This window comes from Metabacillus sp. RB-C-LZQ-3-1 (genome assembly GCF_058315175.1).
The window spans coordinates 48,598-74,637 of the sequence record NZ_JBZFLI010000019.1 but is presented as its reverse complement, the minus strand read 5'-3'; the positions used below and the strand labels follow the sequence as shown (position 1 = coordinate 74,637).

Annotated in this window: 22 protein-coding genes, 1 tRNA gene and 1 other annotated feature; all 23 genes read right to left on the bottom strand. The window is 36.7% G+C overall.

Annotated elements, in window-relative coordinates; genetic code table 11:
- Window positions 1-40: 40 nt before the first annotated feature.
- On the bottom strand, window positions 41-628 hold the full coding sequence (gene yihA, locus AC4GZ8_RS22020) for a ribosome biogenesis GTP-binding protein YihA/YsxC (RefSeq protein ID WP_491084052.1): 588 nt from the start codon (window positions 626-628) through the stop codon (window positions 41-43).
- Window positions 625-2,949: an endopeptidase La gene (gene lon / locus AC4GZ8_RS22015; protein ID WP_491084051.1), complete on the bottom strand. Its 2,325-nt coding sequence runs from the start codon at window positions 2,947-2,949 to the stop codon at window positions 625-627. Before lon ends, yihA begins: the two co-directional genes overlap by 4 nt.
- Window positions 2,950-3,263: 314 nt before the next feature.
- The gene (gene lonB / locus AC4GZ8_RS22010) at window positions 3,264-4,940 is read right to left on the bottom strand and encodes an ATP-dependent protease LonB (RefSeq protein WP_491084050.1); all 1,677 of its coding nucleotides are present in this window, start codon (window positions 4,938-4,940) and stop codon (window positions 3,264-3,266) included.
- A 401-nt stretch (window positions 4,941-5,341) separates the two neighbouring features.
- Complete coding sequence (gene clpX, locus AC4GZ8_RS22005) at window positions 5,342-6,607, bottom strand: ATP-dependent protease ATP-binding subunit ClpX (protein ID WP_491084049.1); 1,266 nt, start codon at window positions 6,605-6,607, stop codon at window positions 5,342-5,344.
- 354 nt (window positions 6,608-6,961) lie between these two features.
- Window positions 6,962-8,251, bottom strand: a complete 1,290-nt coding sequence (gene tig, locus AC4GZ8_RS22000) for a trigger factor (protein WP_491084048.1) — start codon at window positions 8,249-8,251, stop codon at window positions 6,962-6,964.
- 264 nt (window positions 8,252-8,515) lie between these two features.
- Window positions 8,516-9,526: a tetratricopeptide repeat protein gene (locus AC4GZ8_RS21995; RefSeq protein ID WP_491084047.1), complete on the bottom strand. Its 1,011-nt coding sequence runs from the start codon at window positions 9,524-9,526 to the stop codon at window positions 8,516-8,518.
- Between the two features lie 321 nt (window positions 9,527-9,847).
- Window positions 9,848-10,441 carry a 3-isopropylmalate dehydratase small subunit gene (gene leuD, locus AC4GZ8_RS21990; RefSeq protein WP_491084046.1) on the bottom strand — a complete coding sequence of 198 codons (594 nt, stop codon included), beginning with the start codon at window positions 10,439-10,441 and terminating at the stop codon, window positions 9,848-9,850.
- Between the two features lie 85 nt (window positions 10,442-10,526).
- Window positions 10,527-11,954, bottom strand: a complete 1,428-nt coding sequence (gene leuC, locus AC4GZ8_RS21985; RefSeq protein WP_491084045.1) for a 3-isopropylmalate dehydratase large subunit — start codon at window positions 11,952-11,954, stop codon at window positions 10,527-10,529.
- A gap of 144 nt (window positions 11,955-12,098) precedes the next feature.
- Window positions 12,099-13,208 (bottom strand): 3-isopropylmalate dehydrogenase, encoded by a 1,110-nt coding sequence (gene leuB / locus AC4GZ8_RS21980; protein ID WP_491084044.1) that lies wholly within the window; start codon window positions 13,206-13,208, stop codon window positions 12,099-12,101.
- Window positions 13,209-13,236: 28 nt separating this feature from the next.
- Window positions 13,237-14,787, bottom strand: coding sequence for a 2-isopropylmalate synthase (locus AC4GZ8_RS21975; protein WP_491084043.1), 1,551 nt, complete (start codon window positions 14,785-14,787; stop codon window positions 13,237-13,239).
- Entirely contained in the window at window positions 14,774-15,805 is a 1,032-nt protein-coding gene (gene ilvC, locus AC4GZ8_RS21970) for a ketol-acid reductoisomerase (protein WP_491084042.1), read from the bottom strand. Before ilvC ends, AC4GZ8_RS21975 begins: the two co-directional genes overlap by 14 nt.
- 95 nt (window positions 15,806-15,900) lie before the next feature.
- On the bottom strand, window positions 15,901-16,416 hold the full coding sequence (gene ilvN / locus AC4GZ8_RS21965) for an acetolactate synthase small subunit (RefSeq protein WP_491084041.1): 516 nt from the start codon (window positions 16,414-16,416) through the stop codon (window positions 15,901-15,903).
- Window positions 16,413-18,134 carry an acetolactate synthase large subunit gene (gene ilvB, locus AC4GZ8_RS21960; protein WP_491084040.1) on the bottom strand — a complete coding sequence of 574 codons (1,722 nt, stop codon included), beginning with the start codon at window positions 18,132-18,134 and terminating at the stop codon, window positions 16,413-16,415. The genes ilvN and ilvB overlap by 4 nt, the downstream gene beginning before the upstream one ends.
- A gap of 115 nt (window positions 18,135-18,249) precedes the next feature.
- Window positions 18,250-18,500 (bottom strand) — a binding site (T-box leader).
- A 12-nt stretch (window positions 18,501-18,512) separates the two neighbouring features.
- Entirely contained in the window at window positions 18,513-19,418 is a 906-nt protein-coding gene (gene ilvE, locus AC4GZ8_RS21955) for a branched-chain-amino-acid transaminase (RefSeq protein ID WP_491084039.1), read from the bottom strand.
- 524 nt (window positions 19,419-19,942) lie between these two features.
- A tRNA-Arg gene (locus AC4GZ8_RS21950) sits at window positions 19,943-20,019 on the bottom strand.
- 127 nt (window positions 20,020-20,146) lie between these two features.
- A complete protein-coding gene (locus tag AC4GZ8_RS21945) occupies window positions 20,147-20,659 on the bottom strand; it encodes a metallophosphoesterase family protein (RefSeq protein WP_491084038.1) in 513 nt (170 codons plus the stop codon).
- Window positions 20,660-20,682: 23 nt separating this feature from the next.
- Entirely contained in the window at window positions 20,683-21,267 is a 585-nt protein-coding gene (locus tag AC4GZ8_RS21940; RefSeq protein WP_491084037.1) for an XTP/dITP diphosphatase, read from the bottom strand.
- Entirely contained in the window at window positions 21,264-22,031 is a 768-nt protein-coding gene (gene rph / locus AC4GZ8_RS21935; RefSeq protein WP_491084036.1) for a ribonuclease PH, read from the bottom strand. The genes AC4GZ8_RS21940 and rph overlap by 4 nt, the downstream gene beginning before the upstream one ends.
- A 104-nt stretch (window positions 22,032-22,135) precedes the next feature.
- Complete coding sequence (locus AC4GZ8_RS21930) at window positions 22,136-23,212, bottom strand: GerMN domain-containing protein (RefSeq protein WP_491084057.1); 1,077 nt, start codon at window positions 23,210-23,212, stop codon at window positions 22,136-22,138.
- A gap of 162 nt (window positions 23,213-23,374) precedes the next feature.
- Window positions 23,375-24,184, bottom strand: a complete 810-nt coding sequence (racE, locus tag AC4GZ8_RS21925; RefSeq protein ID WP_491084035.1) for a glutamate racemase — start codon at window positions 24,182-24,184, stop codon at window positions 23,375-23,377.
- A 15-nt stretch (window positions 24,185-24,199) separates the two neighbouring features.
- Complete coding sequence (locus tag AC4GZ8_RS21920) at window positions 24,200-24,640, bottom strand: MarR family winged helix-turn-helix transcriptional regulator (protein ID WP_491084056.1); 441 nt, start codon at window positions 24,638-24,640, stop codon at window positions 24,200-24,202.
- A gap of 476 nt (window positions 24,641-25,116) precedes the next feature.
- Window positions 25,117-25,341 carry a spore germination transcription factor GerE gene (gene gerE, locus AC4GZ8_RS21915; protein WP_003184172.1) on the bottom strand — a complete coding sequence of 75 codons (225 nt, stop codon included), beginning with the start codon at window positions 25,339-25,341 and terminating at the stop codon, window positions 25,117-25,119.
- 195 nt (window positions 25,342-25,536) lie between these two features.
- Entirely contained in the window at window positions 25,537-25,932 is a 396-nt protein-coding gene (locus AC4GZ8_RS21910) for an acyl-CoA thioesterase (protein ID WP_491084034.1), read from the bottom strand.
- Window positions 25,933-26,040 lie beyond the last annotated feature (108 nt).

The window sequence follows — 26,040 nt, the reverse complement described above, 5'->3', positions numbered from 1 at the left end:
AAATAAGAGACTCTGGTCTATTGGCCAGAGTCTCTTTGTATTAGTTAGAAGTATATTCCTCAATTAATTTCCATGCTTCGTCTTTTCCTAACCCTGTTTCAGATGAGAAAACAACAAATGCATCGCCTTTTTCCATATTTAAAGCGTCTTTAATAACCTTTGCGTGCTTTTGCCATTTCCCTTTTGGAATTTTATCAGCTTTTGTTCCGACAATAATGGCTGGAATTTCGTAATGCTTTAAAAAGTCATACATCAGGATATCATCATTTGTTGGTGGATGACGAAGGTCAATTAATAAAATAACGGCTCTAAGCTGCTCACGGGAAGTAATATATGTTTCAATCATCTTCCCCCAAGCTTCTCGCTCTTTCTTACTAACCTTCGCATAGCCATAACCAGGTACATCTACAAAATGTAATATTTCATTAATAATGTAAAAATTTAATGTTTGAGTTTTTCCCGGTTTTGATGAAATTCTAGCTAATGCTTTTCTACCTAGCATTTTATTAATAAAGGAAGACTTTCCAACATTTGAACGGCCTGCTAATGCAACCTCTGGTAAATCTCCTTCTGGATATTGATTTGGCTTAACAGCACTAATTACGATTTCTGAGCTAGTAACTTTCATTCTTTCTCCTCTGTTAACGCATGTTTTAACACTTCATCTAAATGTGATACAAGGACAAAAGTCAAGTCTTTTCGAACACTTTCAGGAATATCATCTAGGTCCTTTTCATTATCCTTCGGTGCGATAATTTTGGTTAATCCCGCTCGATGTGCACTAAGTGTTTTTTCCTTTAATCCGCCAATCGGCAACACTCGACCACGTAAAGTAATCTCACCAGTCATTCCAACCTCTTTTCGAACAGCTCTGCCAGTTAATGCTGAAATCAAAGCTGTTGCCATTGTAATACCTGCTGAAGGGCCATCTTTCGGTACGGCGCCTTCTGGTACGTGAATATGGATGTCGTTCTTCTCATGAAAATCAAGGTCGATATGAAGCTCCTCAGCACGGGAACGAATATAACTAAATGCAGCCTGAGCAGATTCCTTCATCACATCTCCAAGCTTACCTGTAAGAATGAGTTTCCCTTTACCAGGTGTGACAGACACTTCTATCGATAGTGTATCACCGCCTACAGTTGTATAAGCTAATCCAGTTGCAACTCCAACTTGATCTTCTAATTCCGCTTGTCCATATCTAAAACGTTTTTTTCCGAGAAAATCTTCAATATTTTTATCGGTAATGATGATTTTCTTGCGTTCTTGTTTGACAATCATTTTAGCTGCTTTACGGCAAACTCCTGCTAATTGACGTTCTAAGCCACGTACTCCAGCTTCTCTTGTGTAATAACGAATAATGCTTTGAATCGCATCATCGCGTATTTGCAGATGTGATTTTTTCAGACCATGTTCCTTCATTTGCTTTGGCAGTAAATGATCTTTCGCAATATGAACCTTTTCAAGTTCAGTATAACCAGCAATATTAATAATTTCCATACGATCTCGCAGCGGACCTGGAATTGTTGCCAGGTTATTTGCCGTGGCAATGAACATAACTTTAGATAAATCATAGGTTTCTTCAATATAATGATCACTAAAATTATGATTTTGCTCTGGATCCAACACCTCAAGTAAAGCAGAAGAAGGATCTCCCCTAAAATCACTGGACATTTTGTCAATTTCATCTAACAAGAAAACAGGATTTATTGTTCCTGCTTTCTTCATGCCTTGAATAATTCTTCCCGGCATAGCACCTACATATGTTCGACGATGACCTCGTATCTCTGACTCATCTCTGACACCGCCAAGTGAAATTCTCACAAAATGACGATTTAAAGATTTAGCAACAGATTTAGCTAATGAAGTTTTCCCAACACCAGGAGGTCCCGCAAGACATAGAATTGGACCTTTTAATGAGTTTGTTAGCTGTTGAACAGCTAAATATTCAATCACACGGTCTTTTACTTTCTCAAGGCCATAATGCTCCTCATTAAGTATTTCTTCAGCAACATTTACATCAAGACGATCTTCTGTTGCTTTTGTCCATGGTAACGAGATTAGCCATTCAATATAATTTCGTATTACTGCACTTTCAGCAGAGCTAGAAGGCACCTTTTCATATCGATCAAGTTCTTTTAGAGCAACAGTTTTCACATGTTCAGGCATTCCCACTTCATCTAAACGCTCTTTAAGAGTTGAAACTTCCCCAAGTTTCCCTTCTTTTTCACCAAGCTCTTTTTGGATAGCCTTCATTTGTTCGCGTAAATAGTACTCTTTCTGTGTACGTTCCATTGATTTTTTAACACGTTGCCCAATTTTTTTCTCAAGTTGGACAACTTCTTTTTCATTATGAAGAATTGAAATGACTTTATTTAAACGTTCTGTCACATCAAGAGTTTCTAGTACCTCTTGCTTTTCTTTAAGCTTCAAAGGCAAATGTGAAGTAATGATATCCGCCATTCTGCCTGGTTCTGTAATATCTGATACTGTTGCGTATGTTTCTGCTGAAATCTTTTTCGAAAGCTTTATGTATTGCTCAAAATATTCTAGCATGGTTCGCATTAATGCTTCTTCTTCAACACTTTTCTCTTCAGGATCGGGATATATAGCAACTTCAACTGAATAATACTCCTCATCATCCACAAAGCGTTGAATTTCTCCACGCTCAATTCCCTCAACAAGTACACGTATTGTCCCGTTAGGTAATTTTAACATTTGTTTTATTTTGGTTAATGTTCCAATTTCATAAATATCTTCTTTTTTTGGCTCATCTATCGAAATCTCTTTTTGTGTCGTTAAAAAGATAATATGATCTTCCATCATTGCCTTTTCTAACGCCTGTACAGATTTATCTCTCCCTACATCAAGGTGTAGTACCATCGTTGGATATACTAACAAGCCTCTTAACGGTAGGAGGGGTACGATTTGAGTAGTTGATTTCGCCATGCTTTACACCTCCATGACATTATAGTTCATTCTTGTACAATTCTATCTTATTCTTTTTATAGTGTCTATTTTAACCACTTTTAGTCAATAAGTAGTATACCCTATTCTACTTATATTGAAATAAAATTTATGATTTCATGAAAAGAATCATTCTCATATAAACAATTGTGCTCACTTTGATATTATTATTGTATGGATAATTGTGCAAAGAATATATTTTCTCATATGATAAACAAGATAAGAGACCCCCGTCTTAAGAAGACCATTAAATTGGCCTTAAGCTGGTAGGTCTCATAATAAAATCAAAATACTGATTAAACAGATTCTTGATGCGGGAAATCCTCTGAATTCTTTTGAATCCTGTTAGGCATTTCAGTTGGTGGGTCAACAAGCGCAATATCAAAAACCTCTTGTAAATGAGTAACAGGTAAAATGGTAATGCCCTCAATATCTTTTAAAATAGACTGCATGTTTTCCTTAGGGATAATCACAATTTCTGCTCCTGCCTTTTTCGCTGCCTTAATCTTTGGAATGACTCCGCCAATTGGTTTTACATTGCCGTGAATACTAATTTCACCTGTCATGGCTACTTTATTACTGATCGGAATTTTATGAATGGCTGAAAATATTCCTGTTGCCATCGCAATACCAGCAGACGGTCCATCAATTGGTGTCCCACCTGGAAAATTAACATGGATATCATAATCTGCTGCCTGAATTCCCATTGAGCGTAAAACTGTGATAACATTTTCCACTGAGCCCTTTGCCATACTTTTGCGGCGAATTGATTTAGAACGATCTCCTATACTTTCTTCTTCCACAATTCCTGTTATATTTATTGTTCCTTTTTCTTTTTCAGCAGGGATCACTGTAACTTCTATTTCTAGTAATGCACCCGTATTTGGCCCATAAACAGCAAGACCATTGACTAAACCAATCTTTGAGGTTTCTTCGATTTTCTTTTCATGACGTGGAGTTAATTGGCTTGAATGGATTACCCATTCTATATCTTCAACGGTTATCGCTTTACGATCTTCTGACATTGCCATTCCTGTTGCAATCTGCATTAGGTTTACAACTTCACGACCATTTCGAACATAAGATGTCAACAAGTCAATTCCTTCATCACATACTTCCATTTCTACCTTATTTGCTGCTTTTCTAGCGACGATAGCAAGTTCTTCTTGTTCTAAATCTCTAAAAAACACTTCAAGACATCTCGACCTAATAGCTGGTGGTATTTCGTTAGGAGTTCTTGTTGTTGCCCCGATTAAGCGAAAATCTGCCGGCAGACCGTTTTTAAAAATATCATGGATATGAGTTGGAATCTGCGTATTTTCTTCATTATAATAAGCGCTTTCTAAAAAGACCTTTCGATCTTCTAACACCTTTAAAAGTTTATTCATTTGAATAGGATGTAATTCACCAATTTCATCTATAAATAAAACTCCGCCATGTGCATGCGAAACAGCCCCTTGTTTTGGCTGAGGTATTCCTGCTTGTCCCATGGCACCAGCTCCTTGATAAATAGGATCATGAACAGACCCAATCAGTGGATCTGCAATTCCTCTTTCATCAAATCTAGCTGTTGTTGCATCAAGTTCAACAAAAACGGCATTTTCTTTAAAAGGAGATCTCTTATTACGTTTCGCTTCTTCCAAAACTAATCGTGCGGCCGCTGTTTTTCCAACTCCTGGTGGTCCATACACAATAACATGCTGAGGATTTGATCCACATAAGGCGGCACGCAGTGAACGAATTCCATCTTCTTGCCCTACAATATCTTGAAAGCTCTTTGGTCGTACTTTTTCCGCCAAAGGCTCTGTAAGCCTGATGGCTCTCATCTTCCTTAGCTGTTCCATTTCTTTTTTTGATTCACGATCAATTGAAACTTTTTGAGTTCGTTGATTTTTTAATAAGTTCCAAAAATACAACCCAATGATAATCCCAAAAAACAACTGAATAAACAAAGCGATACTAGTCCAGCTCATTTGTCGGTCCCTCCTGCCATGGTGTCATCTTACCGCTTCGTTGAAACATTTAAACTACTCTATTATGACTTCATTGAGAGGTCTGTGACTTTCCTTTTGCCCTGATAAATGCCCCATATTTTACACCTTTATATTGTCTTTTCAATATGTAGAAGGAAAATTATCTTCCTAAGATGGACAAAAGGGCAAGCTATGCTTGCCATTTTTTGTTGAAGCGGTTATTTATAGCTAGTATCTCCTTTGTTTCTTTGGAATAAACATGCACGAAGGGAAAGTTTTGAGCTAATGCTCCATAAATAAAAAACTTAGCTTGATCATTAGGTTCTTTGAACATAAATGTTAATGCATTTTGTCGTACAAAAAAGGAAGCCGAAAAATACGGCTTCCTTTTTTTGATTATATTAAGCTGATGTTTTTTTATCTTCTTGAATGACAGTTCCATCGCTTAAAACAAGCTTAGGCGGTGTGTTTCCTAAAACAGTTTCAGCTGTGATAATAGCCTTCACAATGTCTTCTCGTGATGGAAGGTCAAACATCATATCAAGCATAATGCCTTCAATGATAGATCTTAGACCACGTGCACCTGTTTTTCTTTCAATTGCTTTTTTAGCAATTTCTAATAGTGCCTCATCTTCGAACTCAAGTTCAACACCATCAAGATCAAGCATTTTTTGGTACTGCTTCACAAGCGCATTTTTTGGTTTTGTTAAAATCTCAACCAATGCCTCTTCGTCTAATGGCTCTAAACTTGCAATAACAGGCAGACGGCCAATAAATTCTGGTATTAAACCAAATTTCAGCAAGTCTTCCGGCAATACTTGGGAAAGCAATGCTTTTTTATCCAGATCAGCATTTTTGTTTTCAGATCCAAAGCCAATTACTTTTCGTCCAAGACGGCGCTTAATAATTTGCTCAATTCCATCAAATGCCCCACCACAAATAAATAAAATATTTGTCGTATCGATTTGAATAAATTCTTGATGCGGGTGCTTTCTTCCACCTTGTGGAGGAACGCTCGCAACTGTCCCCTCAAGAATTTTTAAAAGTGCTTGTTGAACACCTTCACCAGATACATCACGTGTAATTGATGGGTTCTCTGATTTACGAGCAACCTTATCAATTTCATCGATATAAATAATTCCTTTTTCAGCTTTTTCAACATCATAATCTGCAGCTTGAATGAGTTTGAGTAAGATATTTTCTACATCTTCACCAACATACCCTGCTTCTGTTAATGATGTTGCATCAGCAATTGCAAATGGAACATTTAAAATCCGTGCTAATGTCTGAGCTAATAATGTTTTCCCACTACCAGTTGGTCCAATCATCGAAATATTACTTTTTGAAAGTTCAACATCATCTATTTTGCTATTGGAGTTAATACGTTTATAGTGATTATAAACTGCAACAGCTAAGGATTTCTTCGCTTGGTCTTGACCAATTACATATTCATCTAAGATCTCATGGATTTCTCTAGGCTTTGGAACATCTTTAAATTCAACTTCTTCCTCTGTCCCTAACTCTTCCTCGACAATCTCAGTACAAAGCTCAATACATTCATCACATATATAGACTCCAGGTCCAGCTACAAGCTTACGAACCTGATCTTGAGTTTTTCCGCAAAACGAACATTTTAATTGTCCTTTTTCATCGTTAAATTTAAACATTGTTTCACCCCTTATATCTTTATCTCATACACTATTCCATCTTACCCTTATTTATTTTTATCAACACCGAAGGAAAACAGGTAGATGAAGATGGACCAAAGAAAAACAATTGTAATAAAGTATGTACTGCATTTTACCATAAGTTAAGCCTTAACAGGTAATAATACCACTTGAGCAAGTTGAAAAAGCTTACAAATAATAAATTCACTTAAAATTGATTGCACCATAGACTAATGCTTTATACTTATGTTTATGTATGTATTGACTTTCTTATATCATTCCCAAAGGAATATAAATAAACCATGATTGTATAAAACAAGGCACGATCTGCTCGCGCCTTGTTCTTTTATTATATTATGCAACAACTTTGCTATTTTCTACAAGAAAATCGATCGCTTTACGAACTTTTAAATCTTCTTTAAGTCCTTCTGCGTTTCCACCTAAAGCTTGTTTAATGTTTTCAACTGGCATGTTGTACATTTCAGCCATTTTTGCTAATTCTGCTTCTACATCTTCATCAGACACTTCGATGTTTTCAGCTTTAGCAATTGCTTCAAGAGTTAGGTTATATTTCACGCGTTTCTCAGCGTCATCTTTCATTTGAGCTTTTAAAGCCTCTTCATCTTGACCAGAGAATTGGAAGTATAACTCAAGATTCATTCCTTGCATTTGTAGACGTTGTTCAAATTCTTGCATCATGCGAGAAATTTCATTGTCAATTAATGCTTTAGGAATATCAACCTCAACACCTTCAGCAGCTTTTTCTACTAGAGTATCACGCAGGTTATTTTCTGCTTCAGATTTTTTCGCTTCTTCAAGACGAGTTCTTGTTTGAGATTTTAATTCTTCAAGTGTTTCAACCTCTTCATTTACATCTTTAGCAAACTCATCATCTAAAGCAGGAAGTTCTTTTGTTTTAATTTCGTGAACTTTCACTTTAAATACTGCTGGTTTACCTGCAAGATTTTCAGCATGGTATTCTTCAGGGAATGTTACTTCCACGTCTTTTTCTGCACCTGCTTCTAATCCAACTAGTTGCTCTTCAAATCCTGGAATAAAAGAACCTGAACCAATTTCTAATGAATAGTTTTCAGCTGCTCCGCCTTCAAATGCTTCACCGTCAACATACCCATCAAAGTCGATTACTGCAGTATCACCATTTTCAATTGCGCCTTCTTCTTTTACAACAAGTTCAGCGTGACGCTCTTGTAATTGTTTTAACTCGTTTTCTACATCTTCATCAGTTACAGTATCGTCTAATTTTTCAACTTCTAGACCTTTGTATTCACCTAATTTTACTTCAGGCTTTACTGTAACTTTTGCAGTGAAGATTAAGCTTTTTCCTTTTTCGATTTGTTCTACATCGATTTCCGGACGATCAACCGGCTCAATTCCAGCTTCATCAACCGCATTTGGATAAGCTGTTGGTAAAATGATATCTAATGCATCTTGGTATAAAGATTCTACACCAAAACGTTGTTCAAACATTCCACGAGGGATTTTCCCTTTACGGAATCCAGGAACGGATACTTGTTTTACTACCTTTTTAAATGCCTCATCAAGTGCTTTAGAGAAGTCCTCTGCAGAAACTTCAACCGTAAGAACGCCATCGTTCCCTTCTAATTTTTCCCATTTAACTGACATAATTGCTGTCCCTCCAAAGATCTATTGTGATTTGTGCGAATAAGTGATAGGTAATTTGTGGTTGATTGTCACAGTTTAAACAAACGTCCATCAACATATACCTGTTTTTATGTACGGTAAAAGTAACCGAATACTAAACATGCTTAGGATTTCGCATAAAAAAGAAGGTCAATTTGTCCAAAATAAAAAAGACCTTAATGACGATGATCACTATTTTGCAACCATTTTATTATAACATAGAATGAATTCCTTTCAACATATAGCTCAAATTTGAAAATAAGAAATTTCTTCTATTTTATAAATTTTTTCACAGGCATCATGTAAAGATGCTGATGGCTGAGCATAAATTTGTTCAATTTCTTCATCTTCAATTGAAATCCCATGCAAAGAATAACCAACTACATGTAAAGCTGCCGCCCATAATTTCACATCATTAGGCTGAGGTAAAAAAGGATATAAAACATATAAATGTCTAATCCATAACTCTTTCACAGCTTCAAAAAGTGTAGGATTCTCATTACCTAGTGTATCATCCAAATAATTTAACACTTCTTTTGCGAAGGGTACATCTGCTGGATCCTTTAAGTCAGCAGGCACAACTGTCATTGTTTCCCCAAACTTTTCGATCGTTACTTCCTTCTCAAGCTCATGCTCAATCATGACATGTAAGATCATTGATTTAATCGTTGGATGCACCTCTTTTCCTTCTAAAAGAAGTCTTAGTGTACTAAGGTGCTTACTTATATTACGATCCCTTAATGATTGGATGTACCCCATCTGTTTCTGCGGATCTTGTAATAAATCCTCTACATACAGCGTTTCAATACTTTCTTCATCTTCTTCCTCTTCAATAAACTCTGAACTGTTTTGATTCATTTTTCGACTAAATTCTAATAACTTATAAAAATGTTCAGCACTCTCTGAAGGAAGATGATTTTCTTCCAGAACAGCTTCAATTGTTGACTGGACTTCTTGATATTCTCGAAGTTGAATTAAGATTGTTAAATAGACCTGCAGAACAGTAAAATAGTGCCCAATATCTTCTAAGAGCATTTTTTTACAGATGTCTTTTGCCTCACTTAATTCTCCAAGTTCCATTAAACATATAGCCATTCCTAAATGAATTTCTGCCTTGTCTTCATTTAAATTCTTTGCTTCAGCAAACATATCAAGTGCTTCATGATATTTCTTTTCCTTTAAAAGAGCCATTCCTTTATCAAGATAACGTTCTTTTAAATTCGGAAATGGTACAACATTGTTTTTTTTCTGCTTCATTCTTGGTCAACTCCAGCAACCTATCTTTGCATACAAGTGTATCAATCCAACACTTGGAAAACAAGTTAGACTTGAACGAATACGGAATCGACTAGAATTCAACCCTTTCAATTAAAAAGGCTGTTTTCACATACTTTGTTGATTAAATATAAAACTGGTTCGTTCCATTTTGCTTAAGACACAAGATAAGCCGAGCCTCCTCGGCCCTTCCTCTATCTCCAACAAGAGTCAAGTTTCTTCCGCTCCATTCCACTATCAATTGTAAAATCATATTTAATAGCAACAATATGTACGAAAACAGCCTATAAAAAAGAGCAATCATTATAAAAATGACGCTCTTCTTTCTTCAAACTGTTTAATTTGTTCATCATAATTTAATGTTAAGTCAATTTCATCTTTACCATGTAATAGCATATCTTTCCAATAAGGATCAACTTCAAATGATTTTGACAATCCTTGATTATCGATAATTAATTGTTCACTAAGATTAATCGTTAAAACATAATTGTCATCACCCGTTTTCTCACGAATAACATCTAAAGCTGATTGCTCTAATGAGATTGGAAGCAGACCGTTTTTAAGACAGTTTTGGTGAAAGATATCTGCATAAGATGGCGCTAGAATGACTTTAAACCCATAATCTGAAAGAGCCCATGGAGCATGTTCACGTGATGAACCACACCCAAAATTTTCACCTGCAAGCAGGATTGTAGCTCCTTTGCTTTTTTCTTGATTTAATTCAAATTCCGGATTTTCCGAACCATCCGCTAAATAACGCCAATCAAAAAATGCAAATCGGCCATAGCCTGTTTTTTCTATTCTTTTTAAAAATTGCTTTGGAATAATTTGATCAGTATCTACATTTGCTCTATTTAATACAGCCACTTTGCCTGTATGAGTAGTAAAAGGTTGCATATTGTCCCTCCTAATTACGTTTTGACCGGGATTTAAAGCTAGTCTTGGTCTAGCTTCCGTTTCATTTTTTAGTTGTACTTATTTTTTATAAACTCATTGCATTTTCTTGGATGTGACGGACATCTACAAATCGTCCATGTAAAGCTGCTGCTGCAGCCATCGCAGGGCTTACTAGATGTGTTCTAGCCCCTTTACCTTGTCTTCCTTCGAAATTACGGTTTGAAGTTGAAGCACAACGCTCTCCTTCTGGAACAACGTCATTATTCATACTTAAACACATACTACATCCTGATTCTCTCCATTCAAAGCCAGCCTCTTTAAAGATCACATCTAACCCTTCTTCTTCAGCCGCCTTCTTAACCTTTTGAGAACCCGGTACCACAATCGCACGTACATTTTCTGGAACCTTTTGTCCTTTTAGACTTTTGATTACCTCTGCTGCCTGTCTAAGATCTGTTAAGCGTGAGTTTGTACAAGATCCAATGAAAACGTGCTCGATTGAAATATCCTCAATCTTTGTATTTGGTTGTAGCCCCATGTAGCTATATGCACGATTCGCTTCATCAAGTTCTTCTGCATTTTGAAAGTCATTTAAATCAGGAGTTTTCTCATCAACACCTACTGACATACCAGGATTTGTTCCCCAAGTAACCATTGGTGCAATCTCTTCTCCATTTAATGTAATGACTTTATCATACTCCGCACCTTCATCTGTTTTTAACGTTTTCCAATATTCAACTGCACGATCAAAGTCTTCTCCTTTAGGTGCATACTTTCTACCTTTAATATAAGAGAATGTTGTTTCATCTGGTGCAATAAGCCCGGCTCTAGCTCCAGCCTCAATTGACATATTACAGATTGTCATTCTTTCATCCATTGATAGACTTTCAATAACTTCACCTGTATATTCGATAATATAGCCAGTACCAAAGCGAACTCCGTATTTACCTATAACAGCAAGAATGACGTCTTTAGCTGTTACTCCTTTTTGAAGCTTACCTGGAACGTGAATATTTAACGTCTTTGGACGCTGTCTCCATAATGTTTGGGTTGCTAACACATGTTCAACCTCACTAGTCCCAATCCCAAAAGCAATTGCTCCAAATGCTCCATGTGTAGAAGTATGGCTATCTCCACAAACGATTGTTTTTCCTGGAAGAGTTAAACCTAGTTCCGGTCCAATAACGTGAACAATCCCTTGATCTTCACTTTGCAGGTCAGCTAGTCGAATACCAAATTCCTTACAATTACGTTCCAGAGCACTAATTTGATTTTTCGCTACCTCGTCATTAATCACAAAACGATTAACTGTTGGAACATTGTGGTCCATTGTTGCAAACGTTCTGTCTGGTCTCCTTACTTTACGATTTTTCTCTCGTAATCCTTCAAAAGCCTGTGGTGATGTTACTTCATGAATTAAATGTAGGTCGATATATAGAAGATCTGGTTTTCCTTGTTCTTGTTGGACGATATGTTCGTCATAGATCTTTTCTATGATCGTTCTTGGCTTCATTGTTATAAACCTCCTTTAAAAGATGGAAAATGAGGGGCTGACAAAAGTAATTGTCATACCCCTCAGGTCCCGTTGCAAAAATGTGTAGATATTTTCGCTCGGTCACTATAATTAGAACAATACTAGCAAACTTACTTAATCGATTTAAGAGTAAGCCTCCATAATATTTAAAATTGCATGGTCATCTGATAATGCATTTTTAATTTCTTCACCCATTTGCTTAGTAGAAATAGCTTTTTCACCATTTGCAAGGTCCGCTGTTCGGGCTCCTGAATTTAAGACATTATCAACTGCTTTTTCGATTGCCTTTGCTTCTTCTTCCAAACCAAAGGATTGACGAAGCATCATGGCCGCTGAGAGGATCGTAGCAACAGGATTTGCTAGGTTTTTACCAGCAATATCTGGTGCAGAACCATGAACAGGTTCATATAAATGCAACCCTGTTGACGATAAACTAGCAGATGATAACATTCCTAAAGATCCTGTAATCATTGATGCTTCGTCACTTAAAATGTCTCCGAACATGTTTTCAGTAACGATAACATCAAATTGACGTGGTGATCGGATAAGTTGCATTGCTGCATTGTCAACTAGCATATGTTCTAATGTTACATCAGGATATCTAGCAGCCACTTCTTCTGCTACTTCACGCCACACTCTACTTGATTCTAGAACATTTGCCTTATCAACAGATGTCACGTGTTTACGTCGCTTCCCGGCAATCTCAAAAGCCGAAACAAGAATGCGCTCGATTTCATGTCTCTTATAGAACAATGTATCTACAACTGCATCTTCACCATCTTTTACAACTCTCTCACTTGGCTTACCAAAATATAAACCGCCTGTTAGTTCACGTACGATAACAAAATCTACTCCATTAACATACTCCTTCTTCAAAGGGGAAGAATCTAACAAACTTTCAAATGTAGTAATCGGGCGTAAGTTAGCAAATAAGTCTAATTCCTTACGCAGGGCTAGAAGACCACGTTCTGGACGAAGCTCAACAGGATTTTGATCCCATTTCGGCCCTCCAACAGCCCCTAAAATAATAGCGTCAGATTGTTTACACATATCAATTGTTTCTTGTGGTAGTGGATTACCCTTTTGATCAATGGCATCACCACCGATTAAACCATAATTAAATTGGAATTGATGATTAAAATGTTCAGCAACAGCTTTTAAAATTTCCACTGTTACATCTACAACTTCCTTTCCAATTCCATCACCCGGTAATAATGTGATTGTTTTTTTCATGTTCTATCCCCCTTCACCATTAGGTTGTTTAATTTTGTAGACTTGCTTCTAAAGATAATGCAGGAATATCTGAGAGTAATGAGATACGATTAACCGCATTGATATAGGCTTTAGCTGATGCCTCTAATACATCATGCGCCATACCTCTTCCGCTAGCTTCACTCTCACCAATTTTAATTTTGACATATACTTGTGCCAATGCATCTCTACCGCCACTGTTTGATTGAATTCGGTAATCAATTAAGTTAATTGATTTACCAACACATCTTTCCAGAGTATTGTATATTGCTTCAACACTTCCTGCTCCAGTAGCAGCTTCTTGAATAAGCTCGTTTTCAGAATTCAATAATGTAATCGTGGCAGTCGGAATTTGTACTGTACCATATTGAACCTGTAACGATTTCAATTCAAACGCAGCTTCCTTGCTTGCTACTTTTTCTTCAATTAAAAGTGCTTTTAAATCATCATCAGAAATTTCTTTCTTCTTCTCTGTTAATTCTTTGAAAGCTACGAATAATTTATTAACTTCTTCATCAGAGATTTCAAATCCTAGTTCTTGTAATCTTTTCTTGAAAGCGTGTCGTCCAGAATGTTTACCAAGAACCATTGAATTTGCAGATACACCTACAAGCTCGGGTGATATAATTTCATAGGTTGTTTTTTCTTTCAAAACACCGTCTTGGTGTATTCCTGATTCATGAGCAAATGCATTTCTTCCTACTACTGCTTTATTACCAGGTACAACCATACCTGTTAAACTGCTAATTAAATCACTTGTACGCTTTGTTTCTTTTAAATACAAGCCTGTTTTCGCCTGATAATAGTCACTTCTAATATGAAGAGCAACCGCCACTTCTTCAAGTGCAGCATTTCCCGCTCTTTCACCGATCCCGTTTACTGTACCTTCGATTTGTCCTGCACCATGTTCAATGGCTGATAATGAGTTAGCCACTGCCATGCCCAAATCATCATGGCAGTGTGCTGATAAAATGATATCGTCTATACCTTTTACATTTTCACGTAAATAAGTAAAGATTTCTCCATATTCTTTCGGTGTAATATAGCCAACTGTATCAGGAATGTTGATGACGTGTGCACCAGCTTCAATTACCCTCTCAACGATTTCTGCTAAGTATGGTAATTCAGTACGACATGCATCCTCTGCTGACCATTGGATAATTGGAAAAAATTGTGCAGCATATTTGACAGAATCAACAGCTGTTTTGATTACCTGTTCTTTTGTTTTCTTTAATTTATATTCTCGATGAATTGGAGAAGTAGCTAAGAAAACATGCAATCTAGGTTCTTCAGCAAATTTTAATGCCTCCCATGCTGCATCAATATCACCTTTCACTGACCTGGCAAGGCCAGTTACTGAGCTATTTTTCACTGTTTTTGCAATCTCTTGTACTGCTAATAAATCACCTTTTGATGTAGCAGGAAAGCCTGCTTCAATAACGTCCATTCCGAGTTTTTCTAGCTGTCTTGCAATCTCAAGCTTTTCTTTCACACTAAGATTTACACCTGGAGATTGCTCACCATCACGGAGCGTTGTATCAAAGAGGTTAATTTTTCGCACTCACACTCACCGCTTCTTTCTGTTTTTGTTTAGATTTTACAAACGGCATCATTGCACGTAGTTTTTTACCTACAACCTCGATTTGGTGCTCATTTTCATTGTTATTAATTGCGTTAAATTGTGGACGATTTGCTTGGTTTTCAAGAATCCATTCTTTTGCAAATTTACCAGTTTGGATATCTTTTAGAACTTCTTTCATCGCTTCTTTAGAACGACCGTCTACAACGCGTGGTCCTGAAACAAAGTCACCCCATTGAGCTGTATCAGAAATTGAATATCTCATTCCGGCCATACCATCTTCATACATTAAGTCTACGATTAATTTTAGTTCGTGTAAGCACTCAAAATATGCTACTTCTGGTTGGTATCCTGCTTCTACTAATGTTTCAAATCCAGCCTTTACAAGTGAAGTTAATCCTCCACAAAGTACTGCTTGCTCACCAAATAAATCAGTTTCGGTTTCTTCTTTAAATGTAGTTTCTAATACCCCTGCTCTTGCAGATCCAACACCTTTAGCATAAGCTAATGCTTTATCTTTTGCTTGACCTGTTACATCTTGGTAGATAGCGAATAATGCAGGTACACCAGCACCTTCTTCATATGTTCTTCTTACCAAGTGACCTGGTCCTTTTGGTGCAACTAAGAATACATCAACATCTGCAGGTGGTACGATTTGGCTGAAATGTACGTTAAAGCCATGTGCGAATACTAATGAATTACCTGCTACTAGGCCTGGTTTGATTTCTTCTTCGTAAACTTTTGCTTGTTGCTCATCTGGAAGCAATACCATTACTAAATCTCCAAGCTCAGCAGCTTCTGCAACAGAAACAACATGGTGACCATCTTCTACTGCTTTGTTGAAAGAACCTCCTTGACGTACACCAACTACAACGTCAACTCCGCTTTCCTTTAAGTTAAGTGCATGTGCGTGACCTTGTGAACCATATCCGATGATCGCTACTTTTTTCCCTTGTAATACTGCTTCATTAATGTCTCCGTTATAATATACTGTTGTCATGTATAATCTCTCCTTCAAATTTTTTAGAATAAATTAGGTTTCTTGCTATATATGAATCTTTTAACCTGTCTTAATCAGGTAAGATTACAAACGAATTAAACGATTGAGATAGGAACTTCTTTTGATGTTCTTTGAGTACCACGCGTAAATGCAGTTGTACCAGTTCGAGCAATTTCTTTGATGCCATAAGGTCTTAAAAGATCAATTAGTACTTCAATTTTCTCCGGCTCACCCGTCACTTGCACAACAACACTTTCTCGACTTACATCAATGACTGTTGCTCTAAACGGCTGGATAAGCCCTTGAATCTCCATTCTTGTTGCAGGTGTTGACATGACTTTTATCAATGCCAGTTCCCTCGATACAATGGATTGTGAAGTAATATCAGTTACCTTTAGTACATCTATTTGTTTATTTAATTGCTTTGTGATTTGCTCTACTTCTTTTTCCTCTTGAACATTTACAACAACGGTCATTCTTGAAATTCCTTCTGTTTCAGCATGACCTACTGTAATGCTTTCAATGTTGTAATGTCTTTTTGTAAACAACCCTGTGATTCTATTTAATACCCCAGTTTGGTTTAAAACTGTTAATGAGAGGATTCTTTTCATAACTTAACACCTACCATTTCATGTAACCCTTTACCTGGAGCAACCATTGGATACACATTTTCATCTTTACAAACATGGATATCAAGTAAAACTGGCTCATCTGATAAAATAGCAGCCTTTAATTTTTCCTCCCAGCCCTCTTCATTCACAATTCGAACACTGTTAATCCCATAAGCTTCTGACAGCTTCACAAAATCTGGCTGTGTTACAAATTTAGAATGTGAGTAACGTTCTTCATAGAAAATTTCTTGCCACTGCCTTACCATTCCAAGAGCTCCATTATTCAAAATAACCACTTTTATCGGGAGATTTAATTCATGAATAACTGATAGCTCTTGAAGAGTCATTTGAAAACCACCATCACCTAATACAGCAATAACGGTTGAATTACGGTCTGCTAACTGGGCACCAATGGCAGATGGTAAACCAAAGCCCATTGTTCCAAGTCCTCCAGAGGTTACCCATTTATTCGGATTATTAAAGTTATAGTATTGTGCTGCCCACATTTGATGCTGACCAACATCTGTCGTTACAATAGCTTCCCCATTCGTCCATTTGTGGATAAGCTCCAAAATGTGTTGCGGCTTTAATTCTGCATCACTTTCTTGATAAGCAAGTGGATATTCTTTCTTATTAGAAGCCAATTGCTCATTCCACGCTTTGTTATCACCTTGTTTACCATCTTGCTTCAATAATTGTTGAAGCACTAGTTTAGCGTCTCCCACAATTGGAATTTGCGTCGGGACATTTTTCCCAATCTCTGCAGGATCAATATCAATATGAGCAATTGTTGCCTTTTTAGCAAAATGCTGTAAATTTCCTGTTACACGATCATCAAATCTAGCACCAACACTGATTAATAAATCGCAATCATAGAGGGCCATGTTTGCTGTATAAGTTCCATGCATTCCTGCCATTCCTAAGAACAATGGATGATCTGATGGAAATCCACCTAAACCAAGAAGCGTATTTGCAACAGGAATTTGTTGTTGTTCTACATATTGTCTTAATTCCTCTGAGCCGTTTGCATGTAAAACACCTGCCCCAGCTAAAATAACAGGTTTTTTTGCTCGACTTACAGCCTCAACCAATTTTCGAATTTGAAGGTAATTCGGCTCATTTGTTGGTTGATATCCCGGAAGGTTAACCTCTATTTCATAGGAGAAATCTCCTTCAATCGTAGCGATATCTTTAGGAATATCAATTAGCACTGGACCTGGTCTTCCAGTAGTAGCAATATGAAAAGCCTCTTTAATAATTCTTGGAAGATCACTAACTTCACGTACTTGGTAATTATGCTTTGTAATTGGTGTTGTAATGCCTAAAATATCCGCTTCTTGGAATGCATCAGACCCAATCACAGAAGATGCTACTTGGCCTGTAAATACAACCAATGGCAGTGAATCAATCATCGCATCTGCTAAACCTGTTACTAAATTTGTTGCACCTGGTCCAGATGTAGCAATCACAACTCCTGGTTTTCCCGAAACTCGCGCATAACCTTCAGCAGCATGAATACCACCTTGCTCATGGCGAGTTAGAACATGAAATAAACCAGAATCATATAAGCTATCATAGATTGGTAATACAGCACCACCCGGGTATCCAAAAATCACTTCGACTTTTTCCTGCTTTAAAGATTCGATAAGCATTTGTGACCCCGACATTGTGTTTGTACATTTGGCAGTTGAGCTATTCAACTGTACATTTGTACTCATTTTCTTTCCTCCCTTTCTTTGGCATCCAGCCCTTTGTATTTTGGAAAAATTCAATTAATTCAGCATATAAAAAACCTTCCCACCCCTCATAAGACTCCACATAAAAATCGTGTGCCAAAGGGGCGAAAAGGTTAATAAACTTTTTCGCGGTACCACCCTTCTTCATGGTCATATTTGACCACCTTACGAACAGACAACTGTTCACTTTGATAACGAGTACCGAAGAATGGGACTCGGCTAATCCTACTAAATTTCGGATTAACACTCAGAGGCGAGTTCATTTAAGGGAATATCACCGGCTTCCAGCTACCCCGGTTCTCTGTAGATATTTTACCAAAAACTACTTTTCCTCTTCACCGTTTTACTATATGCAATTGCTTAGCTTACATGAAGACTTTCAGGTATATTCTCTACCTTGACGCCTTCCTCAACTACTTTCTTACGAAAAGCTTCTAGAAGCTTCTTGGTTTCCTCACCAGGAACACCAGTTCCTATCGTGCGTCCATCTACTTTAACAACTGCAATAACCTCTGCCGCAGTACCGGTTAAGAAAACCTCTTCAGCTGTATATACATCGTGACGAGTAAATGGCTCCTCACGTACTTCATAACCCATTTCAGTAGCTATATCAATAATGGCATTTCTTGTAATGCCTTCTAGAGCTCCTATATATCCAGGGGGAGTTAATAACTTCCCATTTTTCAGGATGAAAATATTGTCAGCAGAACCTTCTGCAACATAACCTTGATCATTCAGCATTAAAGCTTCACTCACATTAGCTAAATGTGCTTCGAGTTTAACTAACACATTGTTTAAATAGTTTAGCGATTTCACCTTTGGACTTAACACATCCGGTCTGTTTCTCCTCGTCGCCACCGTCACAATATCAATACCTGTATCATACAAGTGCTTTGGAAATATTGATAGAGGTTCAACGATAATGACTGTATTTGCTCGTTTACAATTATAAGGATCTAACCCTAGGTCACCAGTTCCTCTTGAGACAACTAATCGAATGTATGCATCGCTCAAACCGTTTTTTTTCACAGTTTCAACGACTAATTCAGTTAGTTCATCTTGAGAGTATGGAATGGTTAGCATAATTGACTTTGCCGATTGATATAATCGATCCATATGCTCTTTCATCCTGAAGATATTTCCACTGTAAACTCGAATACCTTCAAATACTCCATCACCGTATAAAAATCCGTGATCATAAACTGATATCTTTGCATCTTCTTTCTTTACAAAATCATCATTAAGAAAGATCCACTGGTCACCCATAAGAGCACGCCTTTCTTTAAAAAGTTCAAAAATTAAACCACTGAACATTATATCTGTAAAGAAAAACGATCATATTAATTTGAATTTTCTATACTTTTTCAAATGTTCGTGTAACTTTTATTTGAACTTATATTACGCTCAATAAATCTAAGTGTCAACAGTGTTTCAAGAATTATTTGATAATTTAGATTACTCTTTTTACTTGTATACGCTTACATCGTTGATATAATTGGAAAGGCTATTTTCAAAAAAATTTGTGAATTTTTTAAAAATCCGCACATGTGGAAATTTATGATAAAGGAGCTTTTATGTAGAAATTTTTTAAGAGGAATTTTATTTTGACTGCTTAGGAACAATCTTACAACCATTTTTTCGCTTATGAAACAAATACGTAAGATATCCTAACATATTTTTTAGAAATGTAATTTCTTAGAAGTAAATCTATTTTTTCTAATATTGTCTATTCACTGTTGGTTCAACAAAAAACCTTCCATCTTTGATGGAAGGTATATGTATTAAATCAATGGCGTCCCAGGAGAGATTCGAACTCCCGACCGACGGCTTAGAAGGCCGTTGCTCTATCCAGCTGAGCTACTGGGACAATGTATTAGTTAAGCTTTGCCTTAAATCCCCACTATTAGTGGCAGCGACATTTATTATTATATTTCTGGTTAATATAAAAGTCAACAGTTTTTATCATTTTTTTATATAGAGGGAGAAATTCTCCCTCATTTTAATAAAAACTCTTTCGAAAGTTCATCAACAATATTGCCTTCCACTTCAAAAAACGTAACATTTGCACGTTTGTTCTCTAACTCTAGTATAGCATATGTCTTCTGTCTTCGCAGCACCGGAAGTCTAATACTACCAGGGTTTATGAACAAAACTCCATCAATCATTTCAGCATTTGCAATATGTGAATGCCCGAAACATGCTATCTTTGCATTCGTTTCAATCGCTCGATATTTTAAACTCATGAGAGACATTTTCACATTATATAAATGTCCATGTGTCATATATATAGTTGTCCCATTTATATCTTCAATGATTTCATTTGGTAAGCTTGTTCCAAAATCACAATTTCCTTTTACTCCTTTAAAACCGCTTAGCTCTTTACAATCATTTGGCAACTCAGAATCACCACAATGCAACATCAGGTCTACCTCGCCCTGATGTCTATTTTTAATCTCTAGAATTTCTGAGGTCAACCCATGACTATCACTCATTATTAAAATCTTCATGCAACCTTCGCTCCATTTTAGATTCATTTCAATAATTCTTTTATTTTCCTAATTGCATCGGCCCTATGGCTGATTTTATTTTTATCTTCCTTTGATAACTCGGCCATTGTTTTTCCTTTATCATCTATGCAAAAAATAGGATCATAGCCAAATCCGCCCTGACCTTTTCTCTCATAAGCGATATAGCCTTCACAGGTACCAATAACAGTTTTGGTTTGTTTTCCTGGTATTGAAATGGCTAAAGCACAAACAAACCTAGCTTGTCGTTGCCCCATTTCTACATTCTCAAGCTTTTCTAGTACTTTTTCTATATTTGCTTGATCATCCTTCTCAGGACCCGCATATCTAGCTGAAAAGACCCCTGGCTCACCATTTAAAAAATCAATTTCCAACCCGGAATCATCAGCGATTGTCATAAGCTGAAACTCCTTGGATATAGCTTCCGCTTTTAGTATAGCATTTTCTTCGAAGGTCTGACCTGTTTCCTCAACATCGATTGAAGCAGGAAAATCTAAAAGTGATTGAACTTGATATCCTAAAGGAGCAAGCATAGCTTCAAACTCTCTTACCTTTCCTTTGTTTTTAGTTGCGATTATGATATTTTTCACTTTGACATAACCTGCTTTTTCTCATTTTCCTCGATCAACAAAGAAATATCCCCAAGCACTTCTTTTTGATGTTCAATTAGCGCTTTGATTCCTTTTTCCGCCAAATCTAACATACTGTTTAGTTCATTCCTCGTGAATGTAGCTTCCTCGCCAGTTCCTTGAACTTCAACAAGTTGACCCGTTGATGTCATGATTACATTCATATCAACTAATGCACTAGAATCTTCTATGTAATTAAGATCTAAAATTTCTCCCTGCTCAGAATCTACCCCTACAGATACAGCTGCAAGAAATCCTGTTATTGGCAATGATTTAATTTTTCCAGCTTTCATAAGTTTTTCTAGAGCGATTACCATTGCAACAAATGCTCCTGTAATAGATGCAGTTCTTGTTCCTCCATCTGCCTGAATAACATCACAATCAATCCAAATCGTTCTTTCACCTAGGTCATTTAAGTTTACTACTGCCCTTAATGCTCTACCAATCAGACGCTGGATTTCCATTGTTCGACCAGTAATTTTACCTTTTGATGATTCTCTTATCGTGCGTTGCTCTGTTGCTCTAGGTAACATGGCATACTCAGCCGTAATCCATCCCTTCCCCTCACCTCTCATAAATGGTGGTACACGATCTTCTACACTTGCATTACAAATAACCTTTGTATTGCCAACCGTGATTAAAACAGAACCTTCAGGATGAATAACAAAGTCCTTTATGATTTCAACTTTTCTTAATTGATCTGCTTTACGTTCATCATGTCTCATTACTTTTTCCCTCCAATGAAACTTTTGTAAACAATAAATAAGAGGTAGCTTTGTTATAAGCATACCTCCCTATACCCATCATATAGTATATCAAAAACCTGTGATTAAAAACTACCTGTATTCACTTTAGATGGTCTAGTAACAGGCTCTGTCAATTTTTCACCGTTTTCATTTATTAACTCAGCCTTTCCATTAACTGTCACAGCCACACTTTCAATGCCTTCTTGTTCTGTTAATGTTAAGACTAAAGTATTGAGGACATCAGAAGAAATTATTTTTTGTTCTTCATCAAAACTACCAAATATAGATTCGTTGAAATCCAATGTTACTTTCCCATCTTCATATTTCGGTGCACTTACCAATTCTACCCCTTCTTGGAAGTCACTCATTAGCCCTAATGAAGGAGACGGGCCTTCTGCAAGTTCATTAACAGCTGAAACGATTGGATCTGTTTCCTCATTGCTAATACGCTTTGTTACTGGAACATAATATTTTTGACCATCTGACTCAGCCATGTAATATACCGTTAAAGGCTTTGTATTTGTGATATCTACAACATCAGTCGAATCATGATTAATTCCGTCTTCTCTGCTCACACCATCTTGGATTGGCGTACTGTTGACTGGCATTTCCTTCTGTTCATGTCCATTCACCCAAATTTTTACTTTTTCCACATTATCAAATTGTGTTAAAGTCCATGTAATGGCTTGGAGAATTTTAGCTTCGTCCTCTTTTTTATAGTTATTAAATTCTTTAGAGAAGTCTGCAATCGCTGTGCCATCTTCCTTAATATTTACACCAAGAACTTGAGTATCTGGCGGTAAAACAGCTTTAAAGCCATTAGGGAGCATATTAGATACTGGTCCACCCTCAACTAAATACTCTAGCGATTGTTTAGCAACACTATCTGTTTTTGGTAGATTCATTGAATAAGGAACGACTAAACCACTCTTATCAATTAAATAAAGTTGGCTAGTAATGGTTTCCTCAGCTTGATCAGCTTTTACATCTTCCACACCATTTTCAGTTTCTGCTCCTGCACCCTCTTCTGTAATCTTTACATCTTGTGGCGGATCAATTTCCTTTGTTGCTTCTTCTGCATTGAACAATCCACAACCAGAAAGGAGCAATGATGATGCGAGTACAGTAACTGCAATCTGTTTGTTGTATTTAGACATTATAATCCCTCCAAAGGCAGTTTGTACTACTATGTATACGAGCTATTCTCCATTTTAGACCGACTTTTTGTACAAACTTATTTTTCAAAGAGAGATTTAACAATTACAATGAGCCTATCAAAAAACATGAAAAACACAGTGAAGCATACTCACTGTGTTTTATGTTTATTTCATTCCATCCAAAGTAATAGATTCAACAAATTGAATCGGTTGTTCAAACCATTTAGTAGCTATTTTTTCAAATAACTGCTTTGGGCCTGTTGTCAGAAAAAGGTGCTGTTTTTTTCCTGACGACTGATTTAGTGTTTTATTAAATGATAAAATTGTACTTACCTCACGAGCAGTTTCATCACCAGAACAAATAATTTTCACTGCTTGTCCCATGAATTCCTCAATTTGGTTTTGAAGAATAGGATAATGTGTACACCCTAAAATTAATGTATCAATTTTACTATCTTTAAAAGGCGCTAGAGCTTCCTCTACAATTGCTCTCGCTTCCTCCCCTTCATATTCCCCGCTTTCTACTAAAGGGACAAATTTCGGACATGCTAAACTTTCAACAGTTAGGCAATTATTAAGTGTTTTAAGTGCAGTTTCATAAGCAGAGCTTTTTATTGTGTTAAGTGTACCAATAACTCCGATATGATCATTCTTTGTAACCTTTACAGCGGTTCTCGCACCGGGGAAAATAACACCAATAACCGGGATATCGACAGTATCTTGAATTTCTTGCAAAGCTATTGCTGTCGCTGTATTGCATGCAATAACAAGCATCTTAATGTGATGATTTTCAAGTAAATATTTCGTCATTTCCCATGTAAACTTTCGAACTTCTTCAGCTGGACGCGGTCCATATGGGCAGCGAGCTGTATCACCTAAATAGATGATCTCTTCCTTTGGTAATTGTCTCATGATTTCCTTTGCGACAGTTAGTCCGCCTACTCCAGAATCAATGACACCGATCGGTCTTTTCAAAACATCGCCTCATTCTTAACTCATTTCTTGTTGTAGTTTCATTAAAGATTTTTCCAATGCATGCAATTCTTCTTGATCGAAATTTACAATCATATCATTCAAGTAATGTTGCCTTTTCTGAATCACTTCTTCAATAATTCGTTCTCCCTCATCTAACAAGTGAATTCTTACTACTCTTCGATCTTGAGGATCTTTTACTCTTATTACAAGCTTACTCTTCTCCATACGATCAATTAAATCTGTTGTTGTACTGCATGCTAAAAACATTTTAGTAGAAAGTTCTCCAATTGTTAAGTCTCCATTTTCCCATAACCATTGCAGGGCAACAAACTGTGGAGGGGTTATATGATAGTCATTTAATATTTCTCGACCCTTTTGTTTAATAATTCCTGATATATGACGAAGCGCCTTTTCAAGATCAGCTACTGTTCGTTTTCGATCATTTGTTTGATTTATGCTGTTCACCTTTCAACCTCGCTCACCTTATTCTTATAGACACTATTTAAGTGATTCTACATACCAATATTTATTTTCCTTGTTTTTTTCTTAAATTGCAAGTTTGATATTTTTAACATATAGCATAAACAAAAGCGCAAGCACCTTGATCAGCCTAGGGCAAATAAGACGATTTAATGAGATGGCGTTCTTCGCCTTCAATTATAAATTGGCTAGACCCTAGTGAAGTCAAAAACGCAACGTCCTGTGCTTCGGAGCTGGATGCCGAAGCACTTATCCACAATCGATGTATTTTATTAGTGTCCTAAGCAAATAAAAAAACTCGCCAATTGGCGAGCTCGTAAAACTGTGAAGTCGGAGCACTTACTTCATACTTAACATACACCTGCATCAAAACATATTTTTGCTGTCAATTTATAAATTTTTTACGTGAATGAATAACCGGCTTCCTTCATAATAAGGAGAGCCGGTATTGGTTAGAGCTCGAGTTCACCCATTCGAAGGAGCTCAACAACCGCTTGAGAGCGTCCCTTAACACCAAGCTTTTGCATCGCATTCGAGATATGATTTCGAACCGTTTTTTCACTTATAAAGAGCTCGCTAGCAATCTCTTTCGTTGTTTTATCTTGCACTAACAATTCGAATACTTCTCTCTCTCTTTTCGTGAGTAGTGGCTTTGATTGAAACTCTTTCTCTTTCAAGTATTGTAACCCTCCTTGCTAAGGTGAGAGCTGGTCTAACGGATGGGTATATATTTAGTCAACATATACTATGTGAAACCTTGAGGCACTGTGACACAATCTATACTGAAAAGATGTTTGACTACGTCCATTTTTATGGAGTCATTGATTCTATCTCCATTAAGCATTCTTTTTCGTCTTCTGACCATGGAACACTTACTTGGATATTTGTACGACTGTTCCTCGGCCTACAAAAAGACTCTCTCCCTGTTCATTTATCCCTAAATAATGTAATTCAACGGACGATGTTCCTACTCGATTAATTTTGACATTCAATGTGATCATTTCATCAAAATAGGCCTGATGTAAGAAGTCACATTGTAGATCTGCTACAACCGGAATTGTGTCTCCTTTTGGATGTAACCATTTTTGCATCAATCCATTGCTTTTAAAAAATTCTATCCTTCCTTCTTCAAAGTATGTAAAAGGAGCCGTATTGTTCATGTGTCCAAACATATCTGTTTCAGAAAATCTTATTTTTATTTGATGTGAAAACGAAAAGCTGTTTTTATACTCTTCATTAAAATTTTCAATAAATGAAACTTTTTTCATCACACTCATCCTTTCGACTTGTACTTACAGATGGCAATATTAACAAAGTTTGTAGCTGTGTAAAAAGTGCTAGGGTGGCTGATTGCCGCTCCAGGATGTTCATCTTAA

Bases quoted from the DNA above. Each gene is read 5' to 3' on its own strand.
- ilvC (WP_491084042.1), bottom strand. From the start codon at position 15,805: ATGACAACAGTATATTATAACGGAGACATTAATGAAGCAGTATTACAA.
- ilvE (WP_491084039.1), bottom strand. From the start codon at position 19,418: ATGGGTGACCAGTGGATCTTTCTTAATGATGATTTTGTAAAGAAAGAA.
- tig (WP_491084048.1), bottom strand. From the start codon at position 8,251: ATGTCAGTTAAATGGGAAAAATTAGAAGGGAACGATGGCGTTCTTACG.
- lon (WP_491084051.1), bottom strand. From the start codon at position 2,949: ATGGCGAAATCAACTACTCAAATCGTACCCCTCCTACCGTTAAGAGGC.
- ilvN (WP_491084041.1), bottom strand. From the start codon at position 16,416: ATGAAAAGAATCCTCTCATTAACAGTTTTAAACCAAACTGGGGTATTA.
- ilvB (WP_491084040.1), bottom strand. From the start codon at position 18,134: ATGAGTACAAATGTACAGTTGAATAGCTCAACTGCCAAATGTACAAAC.
- leuC (WP_491084045.1), bottom strand. From the start codon at position 11,954: ATGAAGCCAAGAACGATCATAGAAAAGATCTATGACGAACATATCGTC.
- AC4GZ8_RS21945 (WP_491084038.1), bottom strand. From the start codon at position 20,659: ATGAAGATTTTAATAATGAGTGATAGTCATGGGTTGACCTCAGAAATT.
- yihA (WP_491084052.1), bottom strand. From the start codon at position 628: ATGAAAGTTACTAGCTCAGAAATCGTAATTAGTGCTGTTAAGCCAAAT.
- rph (WP_491084036.1), bottom strand. From the start codon at position 22,031: ATGAGACATGATGAACGTAAAGCAGATCAATTAAGAAAAGTTGAAATC.
- clpX (WP_491084049.1), bottom strand. From the start codon at position 6,607: ATGTTTAAATTTAACGATGAAAAAGGACAATTAAAATGTTCGTTTTGC.
- AC4GZ8_RS21910 (WP_491084034.1), bottom strand. From the start codon at position 25,932: ATGAAAAAAGTTTCATTTATTGAAAATTTTAATGAAGAGTATAAAAAC.
- AC4GZ8_RS21995 (WP_491084047.1), bottom strand. From the start codon at position 9,526: ATGAAGCAGAAAAAAAACAATGTTGTACCATTTCCGAATTTAAAAGAA.
- leuD (WP_491084046.1), bottom strand. From the start codon at position 10,441: ATGCAACCTTTTACTACTCATACAGGCAAAGTGGCTGTATTAAATAGA.
- lonB (WP_491084050.1), bottom strand. From the start codon at position 4,940: ATGAGCTGGACTAGTATCGCTTTGTTTATTCAGTTGTTTTTTGGGATT.
- leuB (WP_491084044.1), bottom strand. From the start codon at position 13,208: ATGAAAAAAACAATCACATTATTACCGGGTGATGGAATTGGAAAGGAA.